The organism is Salinicoccus jeotgali (genome assembly GCF_055379195.1).
Map to the genome: position 1 here is coordinate 229,737 of NZ_AP043830.1, position 14,883 is coordinate 244,619.

General features: G+C 44.1%; 14 protein-coding genes. 8 read left to right on the plus strand and 6 right to left on the minus strand.

Annotated elements, in window-relative coordinates:
• Positions 1 to 40: 40 nt before the first annotated feature.
• Both ACZ43I_RS01160 and ACZ43I_RS01165 read left to right on the plus strand, forming a co-directional pair.
• Positions 41 to 550, plus strand: a complete 510-nt coding sequence (locus ACZ43I_RS01160) for a YfiT family bacillithiol transferase (RefSeq protein WP_344703431.1) — start codon at positions 41 to 43, stop codon at positions 548 to 550.
• Between the two features lie 37 nt (positions 551 to 587).
• Positions 588 to 1,451 carry an alpha/beta fold hydrolase gene (locus ACZ43I_RS01165; protein ID WP_344703433.1) on the plus strand — a complete coding sequence of 288 codons (864 nt, stop codon included), beginning with the start codon at positions 588 to 590 and terminating at the stop codon, positions 1,449 to 1,451.
• 170 nt (positions 1,452 to 1,621) lie between these two features.
• On the opposite strand, the gene ACZ43I_RS01170 is transcribed toward ACZ43I_RS01165, so the two are convergent.
• From ACZ43I_RS01170 to ACZ43I_RS01190, 5 genes are all read right to left on the minus strand, one after another.
• Positions 1,622 to 2,536, minus strand: coding sequence for an ABC transporter ATP-binding protein (locus tag ACZ43I_RS01170; RefSeq protein WP_344703435.1), 915 nt, complete (start codon positions 2,534 to 2,536; stop codon positions 1,622 to 1,624).
• On the minus strand, positions 2,536 to 3,579 hold the full coding sequence (locus tag ACZ43I_RS01175; RefSeq protein ID WP_344703437.1) for an ABC transporter ATP-binding protein: 1,044 nt from the start codon (positions 3,577 to 3,579) through the stop codon (positions 2,536 to 2,538). Before ACZ43I_RS01175 ends, ACZ43I_RS01170 begins: the two co-directional genes overlap by 1 nt.
• 5 nt (positions 3,580 to 3,584) lie before the next feature.
• The gene (locus ACZ43I_RS01180; RefSeq protein WP_344703466.1) at positions 3,585 to 4,499 is read right to left on the minus strand and encodes an ABC transporter permease; all 915 of its coding nucleotides are present in this window, start codon (positions 4,497 to 4,499) and stop codon (positions 3,585 to 3,587) included.
• Positions 4,500 to 4,503: 4 nt separating this feature from the next.
• A complete protein-coding gene (locus tag ACZ43I_RS01185; protein ID WP_344703439.1) occupies positions 4,504 to 5,442 on the minus strand; it encodes an ABC transporter permease in 939 nt (312 codons plus the stop codon).
• A 78-nt stretch (positions 5,443 to 5,520) separates the two neighbouring features.
• On the minus strand, positions 5,521 to 7,167 hold the full coding sequence (locus ACZ43I_RS01190) for a peptide ABC transporter substrate-binding protein (RefSeq protein ID WP_344703441.1): 1,647 nt from the start codon (positions 7,165 to 7,167) through the stop codon (positions 5,521 to 5,523).
• 271 nt (positions 7,168 to 7,438) lie between these two features.
• On the opposite strand from ACZ43I_RS01190, the gene ACZ43I_RS01195 reads away from it, so the two are divergent.
• The 3 genes from ACZ43I_RS01195 to ACZ43I_RS01205 all read left to right on the plus strand — a co-directional run bounded on the left by ACZ43I_RS01195 (position 7,439) and on the right by ACZ43I_RS01205 (position 10,278).
• Positions 7,439 to 8,866, plus strand: coding sequence for an NAD(P)H-binding protein (locus ACZ43I_RS01195; RefSeq protein ID WP_344703443.1), 1,428 nt, complete (start codon positions 7,439 to 7,441; stop codon positions 8,864 to 8,866).
• Positions 8,867 to 9,002: 136 nt separating this feature from the next.
• On the plus strand, positions 9,003 to 9,284 hold the full coding sequence (locus tag ACZ43I_RS01200) for a DUF3219 family protein (protein WP_344703445.1): 282 nt from the start codon (positions 9,003 to 9,005) through the stop codon (positions 9,282 to 9,284).
• 13 nt (positions 9,285 to 9,297) lie between these two features.
• Positions 9,298 to 10,278 (plus strand): LLM class flavin-dependent oxidoreductase, encoded by a 981-nt coding sequence (locus ACZ43I_RS01205; RefSeq protein WP_344703447.1) that lies wholly within the window; start codon positions 9,298 to 9,300, stop codon positions 10,276 to 10,278.
• A 30-nt stretch (positions 10,279 to 10,308) separates the two neighbouring features.
• On the opposite strand, the gene ACZ43I_RS01210 is transcribed toward ACZ43I_RS01205, so the two are convergent.
• Positions 10,309 to 11,259, minus strand: coding sequence for a threonine ammonia-lyase (locus ACZ43I_RS01210; protein WP_344703449.1), 951 nt, complete (start codon positions 11,257 to 11,259; stop codon positions 10,309 to 10,311).
• A gap of 250 nt (positions 11,260 to 11,509) precedes the next feature.
• Here ACZ43I_RS01210 and ACZ43I_RS01215 point away from each other — a divergent pair, with 250 nt between their 5' ends.
• The 3 genes from ACZ43I_RS01215 (at position 11,510) to ACZ43I_RS01225 (ending at position 14,881) form a co-directional block, all read left to right on the plus strand.
• On the plus strand, positions 11,510 to 11,923 hold the full coding sequence (locus ACZ43I_RS01215; protein WP_344703451.1) for a universal stress protein: 414 nt from the start codon (positions 11,510 to 11,512) through the stop codon (positions 11,921 to 11,923).
• Between the two features lie 139 nt (positions 11,924 to 12,062).
• Positions 12,063 to 12,845, plus strand: a complete 783-nt coding sequence (locus tag ACZ43I_RS01220) for a Cof-type HAD-IIB family hydrolase (RefSeq protein ID WP_344703453.1) — start codon at positions 12,063 to 12,065, stop codon at positions 12,843 to 12,845.
• A gap of 140 nt (positions 12,846 to 12,985) precedes the next feature.
• Positions 12,986 to 14,881 (plus strand): heavy metal translocating P-type ATPase, encoded by a 1,896-nt coding sequence (locus ACZ43I_RS01225; RefSeq protein ID WP_344703455.1) that lies wholly within the window; start codon positions 12,986 to 12,988, stop codon positions 14,879 to 14,881.
• The last annotated feature ends 2 nt before the right edge of the window (positions 14,882 to 14,883 follow it).

The window sequence follows — 14,883 nt, forward strand, 5'->3', positions numbered from 1 at the left end:
GTAATATCAAAACTGATAAAACAAGGAAGGATGAATATAGATGGATGTTAAATTTCCAATAGGTAAATTGAGTGTGCCCGATAACGTGAACAAAGAGAATGTTGACGAGTGGGTTGCTCAAATTGAAACGTACACCAAACGTCTGAGAGAACAAGTGGATGGACTCACGGAAGAACAGCTGGAGAAGACATATCGTGAAGGTGCCTGGAATGTGCGCCAATTGGTCCACCATATAGCAGATTCCCAGTTGAATATGTACCAGCGTCTAAAACTGGCCTTAACGGATGACGCGCCTAAAGTACCGGCTTTTCTTCAAGAGGAGTGGGCAACTCTGCCTGATATGAATCTTCCGGTGGAAAGTTCAATCAAAATGTTGGAAGGCATGAACGCGCGCATTGCTTCAATCGGACGCGACCTCACCAAAACTCAATTAGATCGTTATTTTGTACATGATACCAATGGGAAGATAACAGTAGCCACAAAGATGGCAAAGCTTGCCTGGCATGAAGAGCACCATCTTGCACACATCAAAATAGCACTATCCAAGTGAATCCGGAATAGTTGATTATAAAGTAAGGAGGGGTGAAATGGATATCGATTTTCAATATATACACACAAATAATATTGACCTGCATATGGCTGTGGCGGGTCCAGAAGAAGGTGAACTGGTAGTCTTACTCCATGGCTTCCCTGAGTTCTGGTACAGCTGGAGGAGACAGATACGTGTATTGGCCCAGGCGGGTTACCGGGTGATCGCCCCTGACCAGCGCGGATATAACAAAAGTGATAAACCTGCAGGAGTCGGGGCATATGCCATAAATATCCTTAAAGAAGATATAATTGGGCTCATCGATCACTTCAACAGGGATGAGGCGGCGATTGTCGGACACGACTGGGGTGGTGCTGTGGGATGGCATCTCGCAAGTATCAATCCCGAGAGGGTAAAGTGTTTTACCGCAATCAATATGGCCCATCCAGGCGTATTTCCAGAAGTCATGATGGCTAAGCCCACCCAAATACTGAAGAGTGCCTACATGCTCTTTTTCCAGCTTCCACGTCTTCCAGAATTCATTATGAGTTCTAGAGACTATAGTAACCTGGAACAAATGTTGAAAGTGACGAGTAAAAAAGGTACATTTTCCGATAACGAGCTTGGCGCCTATAATATTGCCTGGTCTAGGCATAACGCGTTGAAAAGTATGTTGAATTGGTATCGGGCGATACCCCATAGTATAAAAAGCATCGACAAGAAATCCAAAGTGGAGGTGCCTGTAAAAATCATCTGGGGCAGTTCAGATCAATTTCTTTCGCAGCGGCTAGCAGAGGAGAGCCTTAAGTATACCCATAGTCAAAGAGTGGTATGGGTGAATGGCGCTACGCATTGGGTCCATCAAGAGTACCCTGATTTCGTCAATGAACAGATATTGCAATTTCTAGATGAACATAAGTAAGGAAAGTAATCTTTTGTCGTAACCGTCTGACTTCATGTCAGGAAAATGTAAAAAAAGCCAGGCCCCATGCTTATATTTAAGCATGGGGCCTGACGTTACTGATTTTCACCATTCATTCGGAAAGAAGACGAACAATCTTCAAAATCCCTGTTGTGACTAAAGCTGTTTCTTCAGCTCCAGTTATCAAACTCTTTTTGGGAACAGAATACATAATGTCCGTTGCCGAAGTCCCTGAGTGTCACTTCTTCATCTTCACTGTAATTATGCTGGCTGGCATCATAGTCCACCCTTTTCCTCTTTTTCTCAGTACGAGGATCAGGTTGGGGAACTGCCGAGAGCAATGATTTCGTATAAGGGTGGATCGGGTTATTATAAAGATCGGACGCCTCTCCAACTTCGAGGAGTTGCCCCATATACATTACAGCGATGCGGTCTGATATATACTTGACCATCGATAAATCATGGGCAATGAATAGATAAGCAAGTCCGCGTTCTTCCTGAATTTCTCTCATCATGTTGACGACTTGAGCTTGAATGGACACATCAAGCGCGGAGATCGGTTCATCAGCTATTATCAGTTTAGGATCAAAGCTGAGGGCACGTGCAATACCGATCCTTTGACGTTGGCCTCCTGAGAATTCGTGAGGATACCTATTGGCATGTTCACGGTTCAAGCCTACTGATTCGAGCAGTTCATATATCTTTATGCGACGTTCTTTCTTGTCCTTATATATGCCGTGGATTTCATATCCTTCGGCAAGAATTTCAAAGACAGTCATCCTTGGGTTGAGGGAAGCATATGGATCTTGGAATATCATTTGCAGTTCCTGGTTGAATTTCTTTTGTTCCTTAGTGGACAACTGATCTGTATGCTTACCATTGAATATGACTTCGCCACCGGTCTTCTCATAGAGCTTGATGATTGTTCTGCCTGTAGTCGATTTACCACAGCCAGATTCTCCAACAAGGCCAAGGGTCTCACCCGGCATCACATGGAAAGTAATATCATTTACAGCTTTAAGCGGATTGTTTTTTGCACCAAAGTATTTTTTTAAGTTCTTTACTTCAAGTATGGGTGCTGTCATCAGTTGTCACCCCCTGTGTATTGAAGATATCTGTTTTTAATGATGTCTGGTATTTCTGATTCCGGTGCATCAGGATGCAGCCTCCATGTTTTAGCGAAATGCTGATCATTTACTTTGAACATAGGTGGGTTTTGTTCATAATCTATTTTCATGGCGTGTGGATTCCTCGGTGCAAACGCATCTCCCTTTGGAGGGTCTGTCAAGTCTGGCGGTGAACCTTCTATAGTACGTAATTTTTGTTCCCTATCTTCGTTCAAGTCGGGCATAGATCCCAATAGACCCCATGTATAAGGGTGTTGTGGGTTATAGAAGATATCCTCTACCGTTCCCACTTCAACTATTTCGCCAGCATACATTACTGCTACACGATCAGCAACATTGGCTACAACTCCAAGATCGTGTGTGATGAATATGATTGATGTCTGGGAATTTTTTTGAATTTCTTTCATCACATCAAGTATTTGAGCTTGGATAGTTACGTCAAGAGCAGTTGTAGGCTCATCTGCGATAAGTAGTTTTGGATCGGCTGCAAGTGCAATCGCAATGACGACACGCTGTCTCATACCACCCGAGAATTCATGTGGATACTGATTGAGACGCCTCTCTGGCATTGGAATGCCTACCATCTTCATCAGTTCAAGTGCACGCTTTTTAGCATCGTTCTTAGAGATTTTCTGGTGTTTCAGCATCACTTCTGTAATCTGCTTACCTATTTTCATAGTCGGATTTAAAGAAGTCATGGGATCCTGGAAAATCATGCTTATATCTTTCCCTCTTACTTTTTCCATCTGTTTCTCAGAAAGATCAAGCAGATTCTTATCATCAAAAAGTATTTCACCACTGGAATAGATGGCAGGAGGTTGTGGGAGCAACTTCATTATGGCCTGGTTTGTGACACTTTTACCTGACCCCGACTCACCGACAATCGCTAGCGTCTCTCCCTTATATACATCGAAGCTTACTCCTCTAACTGCATTTACAGTACCTGCGTAAGTTGAGAAATCTACATGCAGGTCTTTCATTTGGAGAACTGGTTCATTCATCAATATCACTTCCTTAACTTAGGATCCAAAGCGTCTCTCAGTCCATCGCCAATCGAATTAAATGCAAAGATTGTCAAACTGATAAATAGCGCTGGGAAAAATAGTCTCCAAGGTGCGTTCGCCAATGCCGGATAGCCATCGTTGGCCATAGTACCCCAACTGGCTAGTGGCGCAGGTACACCAAGCCCCAAATAACTTAGGAATGCTTCTGTGAAGATCGCATTCGGTATTGTAAGTGTCATCGTAACGAGTATGGCGCCAAGTGCGTTGGGAAGTAGGTGCCTTCTGATCAAATGGAGATTTTTGGCACCAAGTGTCCTGGCGGCAAGTACATACTCCTGGTTCTTCAGTTTAAGTATCTCCGAGCGTGTAATACGAGCCATGTTCACCCAACCTGTCAGAGACAATGCAATGATCATAGGAATCAGCCCAGGCTGCATGACAACAAGGAGTATGATGACAACAAGAAGATACGGAATAGCTGTTAGGATATCAGCGATACGCATCATAATTTCGTCAGTCCGTCCGCCTTTCAAGCCAGCGATGGCTCCCCAGGCTACACCGATTATAAGGTCGATGATCGCGGCTGCGAAACCGATGAATATTGAGATTCGAGCCCCAATCCATACACGTGTGAATATGTCACGTCCAAGATCGTCAGTTCCAAACCAATATGTGCCGTTTGGAGAAACATTGTAATCTCCATTCTGCTGTCTATAGGAGAATTCTGAAATCATGGGTGCGAATATGGCACCGAGAATAATGAGGAAAAGTGTGACAAATCCTACTAGCGCCAGCTTATTTCTTATGAATCTTCTGGATACTTCTCCCCAGAAGGAAATCGACTTCTTGGCAAGTATTTCTGTTTCGTCGGAACGTGTACCGACAACTTCAAAATCTGAATCGTTGAGTTTCGGAATATCTTTATTTGCCACCTGATTTTCCTCCTCTCAGTTTGATGCGCGGGTCGATAAAGCTGTAAAGAATATCAACTAATAATACAGCAAGAAGCAGGATGATAGAGTAGAAGACCGTCGTACCCATTATTACTGTATAGTCACGGTTTGTGATACTCGTAACAAAATATTTACCCATGCCAGGGATTGCAAAAATCTCTTCGATGACGAAACTGCCGGTAATGATTCCTGCTGTGAGCGGAGCCAAATATGTAACGACAGGCAATAATGCATTTCTTAGGGCGTGTTTGAAGACGACCACCCATTTTGATATGCCTTTTGCTTTAGCCATTTTGACATATTCACTATTCGTTTCTTCAAGCATGCTGGAACGTGTCAGTTTGGCTATAAATGCCATAGGCGTGGAAGCTAAAGCCACGGCCGGCAATATGCTGTATAGGAAACCTTCCCACCCTGCGATAGGGAACCATCCGGCTTTTAGGGCAAGGTAATACTGTAGTATCGAGGCCATTACAAAGGATGGTACTGATATACCGATGACGGCTATTACGCTCATCAGGTAATCTGGCCACTTGTTATGGAATAGTGCAGCAATGGTACCGATCAATACTCCCATACCGACTGCAATGAACATGGCTTCAAGTCCAAGTGTCATTGAAATTGGGAAGCCTTCTGCGATCATATCGTTTGTTTCACGATACCGATATTTCATTGAAGTACCAAAATCGCCTTTAACTGTATTTACCAGATATTCTCCGTACTGAACATACCATGGATCATCGAGACCATATTTTTCATTCAGACTTTCCTGGATGGCTGGGGGCACTGTCCTTTCTGAAGCGAAGGGGTTTCCTGGAGCCAAGCGCATCAAGAAAAATGTTGCTGTGATAATTATAAATAAAGCAATGATGATGTATATAAGGCGCTGACCAATATATTTGACCATCTTTAGCGCTCCTTCCTCAAAAATGACAGGTGAGTATATTTATACTCACCTGACAGTGTATTTCTTATCTTATGAAGTCTATTCTTCGATGTCTACGTATTTCAATTGTACGTTACCAAGTGGGTCTGGTGTCATATTCTTAACTTTATCTTCATGCACCGAGAGGTTCGTGTAGAAATATATCGGTGCAATCGGGAAGTCTTCCATGAAGACACTTTCAGCTTCCTGTAGCATTTCTGTACGGGCTGCTTCGTCTGTTTCTTCTGATGCCTGGTCTAGAAGGTTGATGTATTCTTCATCTGTCCAGCCTGTGTTGTTGTTACCTTCTTCTGTTTTGAAGATTTCAAGGAAGTTGACAGGGTCGTTGAAGTCGGCGAGCCAGCCGTAACGGCCAACTTGGTGTTCACCGGCGTCAAGTGCTTCAAGATAGACTTGCCACTCTGAGTTATCGAGTGTGACATCGATTCCCAGGTTCTCTTTCCAACCTTGTTGTACGAACTGTGCAATAGCAGCGTGCGCTTCACTTGTATTGTAGGAGAGTGCAATGCTGAGTTCGGAAGGGTCTTCCATACCGAGTTCTTCAAGTCCAGCATCAAGAGCTGCTTTTGCATCGTCCATGTTACCTGGTTCAAAGTATTCTTCAGGATCTTCAAAGCCTTCCATTGTCAGAGGTACGAGACCTGTTGCAGGTTCTTGTTCACCTTTAGTGACGTTGTTGATGAGCCCTTCACGATCGATGGCGATTGTGAGCGCCTCACGGATATTTTTGTTCTGCATGATTTCATCTTGTGTATTGAATACATACATATAAGTACCGGCTTGGTCGCTGACATTCAACGTACCATTGTCCTTAAACTTATTAAGAGCATTCAAATCAATTGAGTTGAACGGTGAGCCGAGATAGTCAAGATCTCCGCCTTCGTACATTTTAAGTGCAGTGGATTCACTTTCCACCATGTCGATGTTAACTGTTTCAAGCGCTACATTTTCAGAATCCCAGTAATCCTCATTCTTTTGAAGGACAATTTCATCTGAACTTGTGAAGCTTTCCAGATTGAATGGTCCATTTCCAATATAGTTCTCACCATTTGGATCCGTGTGCCAATCTGGATTTTCTTCTGCCATCTTAGAGTTGACAGGGTAGTAAGTGTAGAAGGCCGTCAATTCATCAAAGTAAGGTGTCGGGTTGACCAGTGTTACTTCAAGTGTCTTTTCATCAACTGCTGTAACTGCTACATCTTCTGCAGAGCCTTCGCCTGAGTTGTATGCTTCAGCACCTTCTATGTAGTACAGTTGATATGCATAGTCTGAAGCATTCTCAGGGTCAAGTGCCCATTTCCAGGCATATTCGAAATCATCTGCTGTAACAGGGTCACCATTGGACCATTGAGCATCTCTTAAAGTATACGTATACGTTTTTTCATCTTCACTGACCTCGATATTCTCAGCCATGGCAGGCTCAGGGTTACCTTCAGGATCGAGACGTGTCAAGCCTTCAAAAACACTTGCCATGATTGCACCAGAAGTCGTATCAGTCGCGAGTGCTGGGTGGAAAGAAGGTGGGTCTGAAGCAATCGAAAGGTTGATGGTTTTACCATCTGATCCTTCGCTGCTGGAACTGCCTTCTTCGCCGCCACCATTTCCGCTGTCGTCTCCACCGAAGTTACATGCGGCAAGGACGAGTGTCAAAGTCAGGAAAAGCAATAAAGCCTTAAAACTTTTCATACAATTCACTCCTTTTTTATTATTCTAATTATACTGCTAATTACAGGACTATTACAACACTACAATTGTGTAATATGACAAACTTATCAAATGCACCCTCATTTGAAAACGTTTGCTTTTAGTATTATCTATAAATTCAATCAAGTTGTCAAATTTAAAATAATTAAAAATTAAAACCTCTTGCAGATGAGCACTTTACTTTTGAAGACTATACTTTTAAAAAAAGGGTATGGACAACGATACAGAAAATAAATATGGGAGAGGTGCTAAGATGAAGATTCTATTGACCGGAGCTTCAGGATATATAGGCGGCAATCTATTAAAGAGTCTTAAAGAAGATAATGAAATAGTCGCAGTGTCGAGAAACACATCTAACAAAAAGAATGAAGAGAATGTAACTTGGAAGGAAGCGGATCTTTATTCGCAGATAGATATTGAAGAAGTGATGGAGGATATAGATATTGCGGTGTATCTCGTACACTCGATGCAGCCTTCGTCAAAGTTGTCTCAAGGAAAGTTTAAGGATATGGATGCGATTCTAGCCGATAATTTTGCGTGGGCTGCTAAACAAAAGGGCGTCAAGAGAATCATTTACCTAAGTGGAATCATACCAGAAGATGCTCATTTATCGGAGCATCTATCGAGCCGCCTTGAGTGCGAGGAGATTTTGGGGGCTTACGGAATCCCTGTAACAACATTGAGGGCGGGGCTTATAGTAGGTCCGAAAGGATCATCTTTCCCAATCTTGCATAATCTTGTCAAACGGCTGCCAACGTTGATATTGCCTTCTTGGGCATATAATCGTACGCATCCTGTTGCATTGAAGGAGGTCATCGAGGGATTAGGCAAAATCGTCAGACGGGAACCAAAAAACAATGAATCCATCGATATAGGCGGACCTGAAGAGAAGACATATAAGCAGCTATTTGAAGAGACAGCTGAAGTGATGGGAAAAAAACTGCCGATGGTTGATGTGCCGATCATTCCTATAACTTTGTCGAAACTATGGGTAAGACTCATTGCCCAGAAACCTAAAGAAATGGTCTATCCTCTGTTGGAAAGTCTATCCCACAGCATGGTGATGCACGATGAAAATCGCGTTGAAGGCATTTCAGACGCCAAGACGACATTCAAGGAGAGCGTGCGTATTGCGCTTGACGACGAAATGGATACTGCCGGATTATCAAGACCGGAAGTGATAAAAAAACAGGATCTTGAGAAAAATGATGTGAAATCCGTACAGCGCATTCGGATTCCCGCCAAGTGGTCGGTTGACGATGCTGCTGACTATTACATTAATTGGCTATCAAGAATCGGTGGCAAATTCATTACGACCCGGGTGAGAGATGCCGAAACATCAATCACCTTACCTTTCTTCAAATCTCCAATCCTTGTCCTTGAGCGTTCCAAAGAACGCTCTTATGAAGATCGCATCCTTTATTATATTAAGGGAGGAAAATTTTCTCAGGAGCGGCAGGACGGGCGTGCTCGCCTGGAATTCAGAAGAATTCTGGACTCGAATGAAGTGCTCATCGCCATCCACGAATATGAGCCAACCTTGCCATGGTATGTCTATACGCTGACACAAGCAAAGGTTCATCTGCTTGTCATGAAGGCATTCGGACTGGAGACAAGGGTGCTTGCGAACATGCTGGACTCGAGATATGCCAAATATGCCTCAAGTCCAACATCGAGTTAATATTAAACAGAAAGCACGTAGTCAGAAGTATTGATTACGTGCTTTCTATTGCAGTCTGTCCGTATTATGGGACAGTGAGCAATCAATCTTAGCAGCAGCTATGAATATGATATTCTAGACGGGAAAGGATGATAGCATGTCACAACAAGTGTTCTTGAATGACACACAAATACCGATAAAGGATTATAAACTGGAAAATGAAGGTGGCCAACGACGCTTGACGGTAATCTTTAATGTCACCAGCAAAGATTATCATGATATTGCAGTGCTGTTATACGAGCGGACTTTCGATATCAAATTGCCTTCCGAATCTTTGGATTTCAAGGGAACGATAGTAAATTATTCGACTTCACTGGATAATCTATATGAGCCAGGACAAACTGCAGAATACCGTGTCACGCTACAAGAGGTTGCATAGGGGGAGACAAGTTATGAGACTGAGTATTTTGGACCAGGCTCCAATTTCTGAAGGCCAATCTGCAAAAGAGGCCTTGGAAGCATCGTGCCAACTGGCCCAAGTCGGAGATGAATATGGGTTCAATCGATTTTGGGTGGCTGAACACCACGCTCTACCTAGCCTGGCCTCCAGTACGCCGGAAGTGTTTTTGGGATATGTAGGGTCCCACACGAAACAAATAAGAATCGGATCAGGAGCCACATTGCTCCCATACTATAAACCTTACAAAGTGGCAGAAAATTTCAATATGCTGGCAACGCTATTTGAAGGGCGAGTAGATCTCGGTATCGGTCGGGCACCAGGCGGACCATCTGAAGCATCTGAAGCCTTGACGGACGCCTTTTTACCCCAAGTGTTCAAAATGCCGGAGCTGGTGGATGAATTGATCGAGCACAATCAAAATGCCACTGCTAATCCGCCTGCTAATCCGCTTCCAGCTGTTCCACCATCTTTGTGGATGCTTGGCACCAGCCCCAAGAGTGCAACTTTTGCAGCAGAAAAAGGGCTGTCCTATTGTTTTGGTCAATTCATGAGTGATGAAGACGGATCAGAAGTGGTGAAACAGTATAAGAAGGAGTTCCAACCACGGGATGGTCAGGACTGGCCTCAAGCAATGTTGGGGATATCAATCGTTTGTGCGGATACTTCGGAAGAAGCACATGAAATCGCCGACAGCTGGGTTGTATGGCAATTGATGCAGTCGGAGGGTGCAACAGAAAAAGTGCCGTCTTCTGAAACGGCACGTGCGTATATGGATTCAATGGAAGACCCCGCAAAAGTTGAAGCGGCTAAGCAGAAGATGATTATCGGTGACCCGACTGATGTTGTGGATGAGCTTGAAAGGCTTCAGGAATCCACCGGAGTCGATGAATTCATAATCATCACAATTACGCATTCGCCCGAAGATAAATGGAAATCCTATAAACTCATTTCAAAGGAAGTTAAAAATAGATAGTTGTTTTGACTTTATATTTGTTTTTTAGGTTCAGAGACTTTCCAGTTGTTTGAGCAATGCATCACCAGCATTACCACCAGAGATGACAAAGCATATATCATCATCAGCATTCACTTTTAACTGCTTTGAGAGTATGGCGGCAATTCCGATACAGCCCGAAGGTTCTGCAAGGATCTTGCCCTCCATCAGCATCAATCTGGTAGCCGACAGCAGCATTTCCTCCTGGACATTTAGCATGCCATCGGCATGTTTCTGGATGACCGGGAAATTTTCAATGCCTGGCTGATTAGTGACGAGTGCATCTGCAAGGGTATGCTGGTCTTCGACCTTTTTTCTCTCACCTGCTTTCAGGCTTACGGTGTAACGTGGTACGGAGGCAGGCTCGGCTCCATACACCTTAATGTTTTCCATGACAGGTTTGACAGCTGAAAGGATGCCTCCAAGCAAGCCGCCCCCGCTCGTCGGCACTATTATTTTGTCGATGTTCGGCGATGCGTTTATAATTTCAGAACCGACAGTTCCCTGTCCTGCCATAATATCGGCATCGTCATAAGGGTGAAGCAGTGTATAACCATGTTTTTCAGCTAGTTCCTCACTGATGGTGAAGCGTTCTGAGACATTGCATTTGATAATGTCCGCACCATACTGTTCGATAGAGTGAACCTTGAATGGCGATGCGGTATCGGGAACAACCACAGTTGCTTTTATGCCTAGTGATTTTGCAGCATATGCCACCGCCTTCCCATGATTGCCGGATGATGCGGTAATGATGCCTTTTTCCTTATCCCTAGAAGACATCTTCAATATTTTGTTCATGGCTCCACGGAATTTGAAGGACCCTGTAATCTGCATATTTTCCAGCTTTAAATAGACTCGGCATCCTAAAGCTTCATCAAGTGCCCGCGCTCTGATGAGGGGCGTTTCAGTTATATGCTCTTGTATTCTTTTTGCTGCATCGTCAATCATTTGAATTGTGACCATGGTTTCAACTCCTCTCTTTTGCTCCATTATACGTGGGCGGATTGAATCAAGGAAATTAAAATGTAAAATCATCTAGGTTTCTGCAATTGCACGACATCTTCGACGGGAAGGGTTTTGTAAATCTTTTCATGTAAATCGCGCGCCATATATCAAGCGCTTATGGCCCTTGATAAAAGTGATGATGAAACTGGTAAACAGTCGCACTGTCTAATCAGTGACCAAATATTTCTAGCCCAGAAAGGATGAGTGGATGTATAAGGAAGTGTTATTGGCAATAGATGGCTCCGAGAATAGTCGCAGAGCGGCGGAAGAAGCACTTCATCTTGCAGATGGTAAAACCCGGATCACCCTCCTCCATGTGATGGACCCTGATGATAACCAGGGGGACATAGTAAGGTCGACGAATGAACGCGCATGGAATAAAAAAAAGAAGGATGAAGTGTCTTCCATCATTGCATTCTTCGACAGGGAGAATGTGGGACATAAATATTTGACGCGCCGCGGCCTGCCCGCTAAAGAAATCATTAAAGAAGCTGAATTGGAGGATTATGAGCTTGTGGTCATAGGTAGCAGGGGGTTGAGCAGATTCCAGGAGATGGTGCTTGGCAGTGTCAGCCACAAAGTGGCTAAACGTGCAGAAATCCCTGTAATGATCGTCAAATGAATACTCCCGATCTAAAGTTGCCATACAGGCGATACCTTATCGTAGCCCCTTCAATAAGTGGCTTTCTTTGACATGAAAGGCTTTTCATAAGGTATGATGGTTATGCTTTCGAATGTAAATAATGGATGAGGTGCAAGGGATGAAGGGTAAAAGCATTATTTTCTTTGATATTGACGGAACTTTGTTGGATCATGATAAAAAGCTGCCGTCTTCAGCCAAGCAGGCAATCGCGGAATTGAAGAAAGCGGGTCATATCGTTGCAATCGCAACAGGGCGTGCTCCATTTATGTTCAAAGAATTGAGGGAGACACTCGGCATCGATACATATGTCAGTTTCAATGGTCAATATGTCGTCCTCGAGGGTCAGACCATATATAGAAACCCCCTCGACTCAAAAGCGTTGGAGGCTCTGACGGAAGACGCCCTCGGCAATGACCATCCGGTCGTCTATCTGGATGAAGAAGATATGATGTCGAACGTGCCTGAACATGAATATATCACAGAAGGCATTTCGACACTGAAGCTCGGCATGATGCCTGGTCATGATCCCACATATCATGAGACACGAACACTTTATCAGACGCTGCTCTTCTGCCCGGAGGGTGAGGATGCACAGTATGAAGAAAAGCATGTTGCATTCGACTTCATCAGATGGCATCCGGTCAGCATTGATGTCTTGCCGAAGGGCGGATCAAAAGCGCTCGGCATCGAAAAAATAACTACCCAATTGGGGATTTCTGATGAGAATCAGTATGCATTCGGAGATGGTCCGAATGATCTGGAAATGTTGAGCGCCGTCCATCATAGTGTAGCGATGGGCAATGCGGCCGACGAAGTTAAATCGTATGCCAAGTATGTCACTAAAGATGTGGATGAGGATGGTCTCCTCCACGGCCTGAAAATGGTAGGGCTTATAGAGTAGAAGAACTGCAGGCTTTTGCCTGCAGTTCTTTTTTTGTATCGAATATTGATGACCATCAATTTTTAATCAGCCGGCAGCGTCTATAATAAGAATTAAGCAAGGCGCCGGCAATTAAAAATAAAACAGAAGAGGTGGCAATTATGACGAGGTGGCTAAATAAGCATTTGAACCAAATGATGTATGTTTCTGGAGCATTGATCATAGTGGGAATAATATTCAGGGTGGCGGGGTATGCCGAAATAATGAATATGACATTCATTGCTGCAACGATTGCAGCAATCGGTCCAATCGTCAACAAAGCATGGATGGCACTCAGGATGAAAAGTTTCAGCATAGAACTCCTCATCACCATTGCAGTAATTGGGGCGATGTTGATACAGGAATACACTGAAGCGGCAATTGTAACATTCTTGTTCCTGTTTGGCGCATATTTGGAAAAAAGGACTCTGAACAAAACAAGGGATTCAATTCAGGCACTTGTAGATATGGCGCCTGCAACGGCAACTGTGTCAAGGGACGGACAGGAGCACGAAGTTGATGTCGATGAGGTGGAGGAGGGGGAGAGAGTAATCGTCAGACCCGGGGGTAAAATACCAGTTGACGGCATCATATCAAGTGGCCAGGCACACATCAATGAGTCTGCCATAACCGGAGAATCGAATCTGAGGTTCAAAAATGAAGCGGCTGAAGTGTTTAGTGGGAGTGTGCTAGACGAAGGTTATATTGAACTGACGGCAACTAAGGTCGGAGAAGATACAACATTCTCTAAAATCATTGAGCTGGTAGAGGAAGCGCAGGAAAGTAAGAGTGGCACGGAAAAGTTCCTGAATAAGTTTGCCCAGTACTATACGCCAGCAATCGTAGTGCTCGCGGTGTTGGTTTTCATGCTTACACGAAACCTGCATCTCGCCATCACCTTTTTGGTCATCGCCTGTCCAGGTGCATTGATTATCGGAGCTCCTGTAGCCTACGTTGCAGGTATAGGCAACGGTGCTAAAAATGGTGCACTCATCAAGGGTGGCGAAATTATAGATAACTTTGCAAGAATTGACACAGTGATATTTGATAAAACAGGTACTTTAACTGAAGGACGCCCTTCAGTATCAGATATCATGGTATTTGATGATACGGATCGAGACAAGCTCCTTGAACAGGTTGCGAATATTGAAATGGTCAGTGAGCATCACCTTGGACAGACAATCGTCAAAGAGGCGAAAAAACGTTCACTGAGCGTGGACATGGAAGATGTAACTGATGCAGAAGCATGGAAGGGCAGAGGGGTCACCGGGAAATATCGGGGAGATGATTTTGTCATCGGCAACCTCAAACTGATGGAGGATTATGGGGTGAATGTAGGGCTGAGAACTAAAGAAAATTACATCAAACAACAAAAGATGGGTAATACAGCGATATTTGCAGCAAGGAATGGTGAAGTCGTCGGGATCATATCCATCATGGACCAAATCAGAAGAGATGCTTTTGAAGCAATCACAACTTTGCGTGATAAAGGGGTAGGGAAGTTGGTCATGTTGACGGGTGACAACGCATATTCTGCTGAAAAGGTAAGCGGTATACTCGGTTTGGATGAATATCATGCAGAATTGATGCCCGATGATAAAATGAGGTATATAGAGAATGAAAAAGAAGCGGGCAGGCGGGTGATGATGGTTGGTGATGGCATCAATGATGCCCCAGCGTTGGCATTTGCAGATGTTGGAATCGCCATGGGTCACGGCGGTACGGATATCGCAATGGAGACAGCAGATGTAGTGTTGATGGGGTCAAGGATGGAACAGTTGGCTCATGGATTTACGATCTCGAAAGCAACTTATAGAGTTATGCTTCAAAACACAGCGATTGCGTTGCTGACGGTGGCGTTGCTGCTTGGCGGAGTACTTTATGGATATATCCATCTCGCCTCTGGTATGCTCATACATGAAGTCAGCATACTGCTTGTCATACTGAATGCAATGCGTCTGAGAAAATTGAGGGAGCGCAGCCCGAAAGTTGCACAAATGAAAGAGAGCATGGGTTAGGA

Bases quoted from the DNA above. Each gene is read 5' to 3' on its own strand.
- ACZ43I_RS01170 (WP_344703435.1), bottom strand. From the start codon at position 2,536: ATGACAGCACCCATACTTGAAGTAAAGAACTTAAAAAAATACTTTGGT.
- ACZ43I_RS01160 (WP_344703431.1), top strand. From the start codon at position 41: ATGGATGTTAAATTTCCAATAGGTAAATTGAGTGTGCCCGATAACGTG.
- ACZ43I_RS01190 (WP_344703441.1), bottom strand. From the start codon at position 7,167: ATGAAAAGTTTTAAGGCTTTATTGCTTTTCCTGACTTTGACACTCGTC.
- ACZ43I_RS01220 (WP_344703453.1), top strand. From the start codon at position 12,063: ATGAAGGGTAAAAGCATTATTTTCTTTGATATTGACGGAACTTTGTTG.
- ACZ43I_RS01225 (WP_344703455.1), top strand. From the start codon at position 12,986: ATGACGAGGTGGCTAAATAAGCATTTGAACCAAATGATGTATGTTTCT.
- ACZ43I_RS01175 (WP_344703437.1), bottom strand. From the start codon at position 3,579: ATGAATGAACCAGTTCTCCAAATGAAAGACCTGCATGTAGATTTCTCA.
- ACZ43I_RS01210 (WP_344703449.1), bottom strand. From the start codon at position 11,259: ATGGTCACAATTCAAATGATTGACGATGCAGCAAAAAGAATACAAGAG.
- ACZ43I_RS01200 (WP_344703445.1), top strand. From the start codon at position 9,003: ATGTCACAACAAGTGTTCTTGAATGACACACAAATACCGATAAAGGAT.
- ACZ43I_RS01165 (WP_344703433.1), top strand. From the start codon at position 588: ATGGATATCGATTTTCAATATATACACACAAATAATATTGACCTGCAT.
- ACZ43I_RS01185 (WP_344703439.1), bottom strand. From the start codon at position 5,442: ATGGTCAAATATATTGGTCAGCGCCTTATATACATCATCATTGCTTTA.
- ACZ43I_RS01205 (WP_344703447.1), top strand. From the start codon at position 9,298: ATGAGACTGAGTATTTTGGACCAGGCTCCAATTTCTGAAGGCCAATCT.
- ACZ43I_RS01195 (WP_344703443.1), top strand. From the start codon at position 7,439: ATGAAGATTCTATTGACCGGAGCTTCAGGATATATAGGCGGCAATCTA.
- ACZ43I_RS01215 (WP_344703451.1), top strand. From the start codon at position 11,510: ATGTATAAGGAAGTGTTATTGGCAATAGATGGCTCCGAGAATAGTCGC.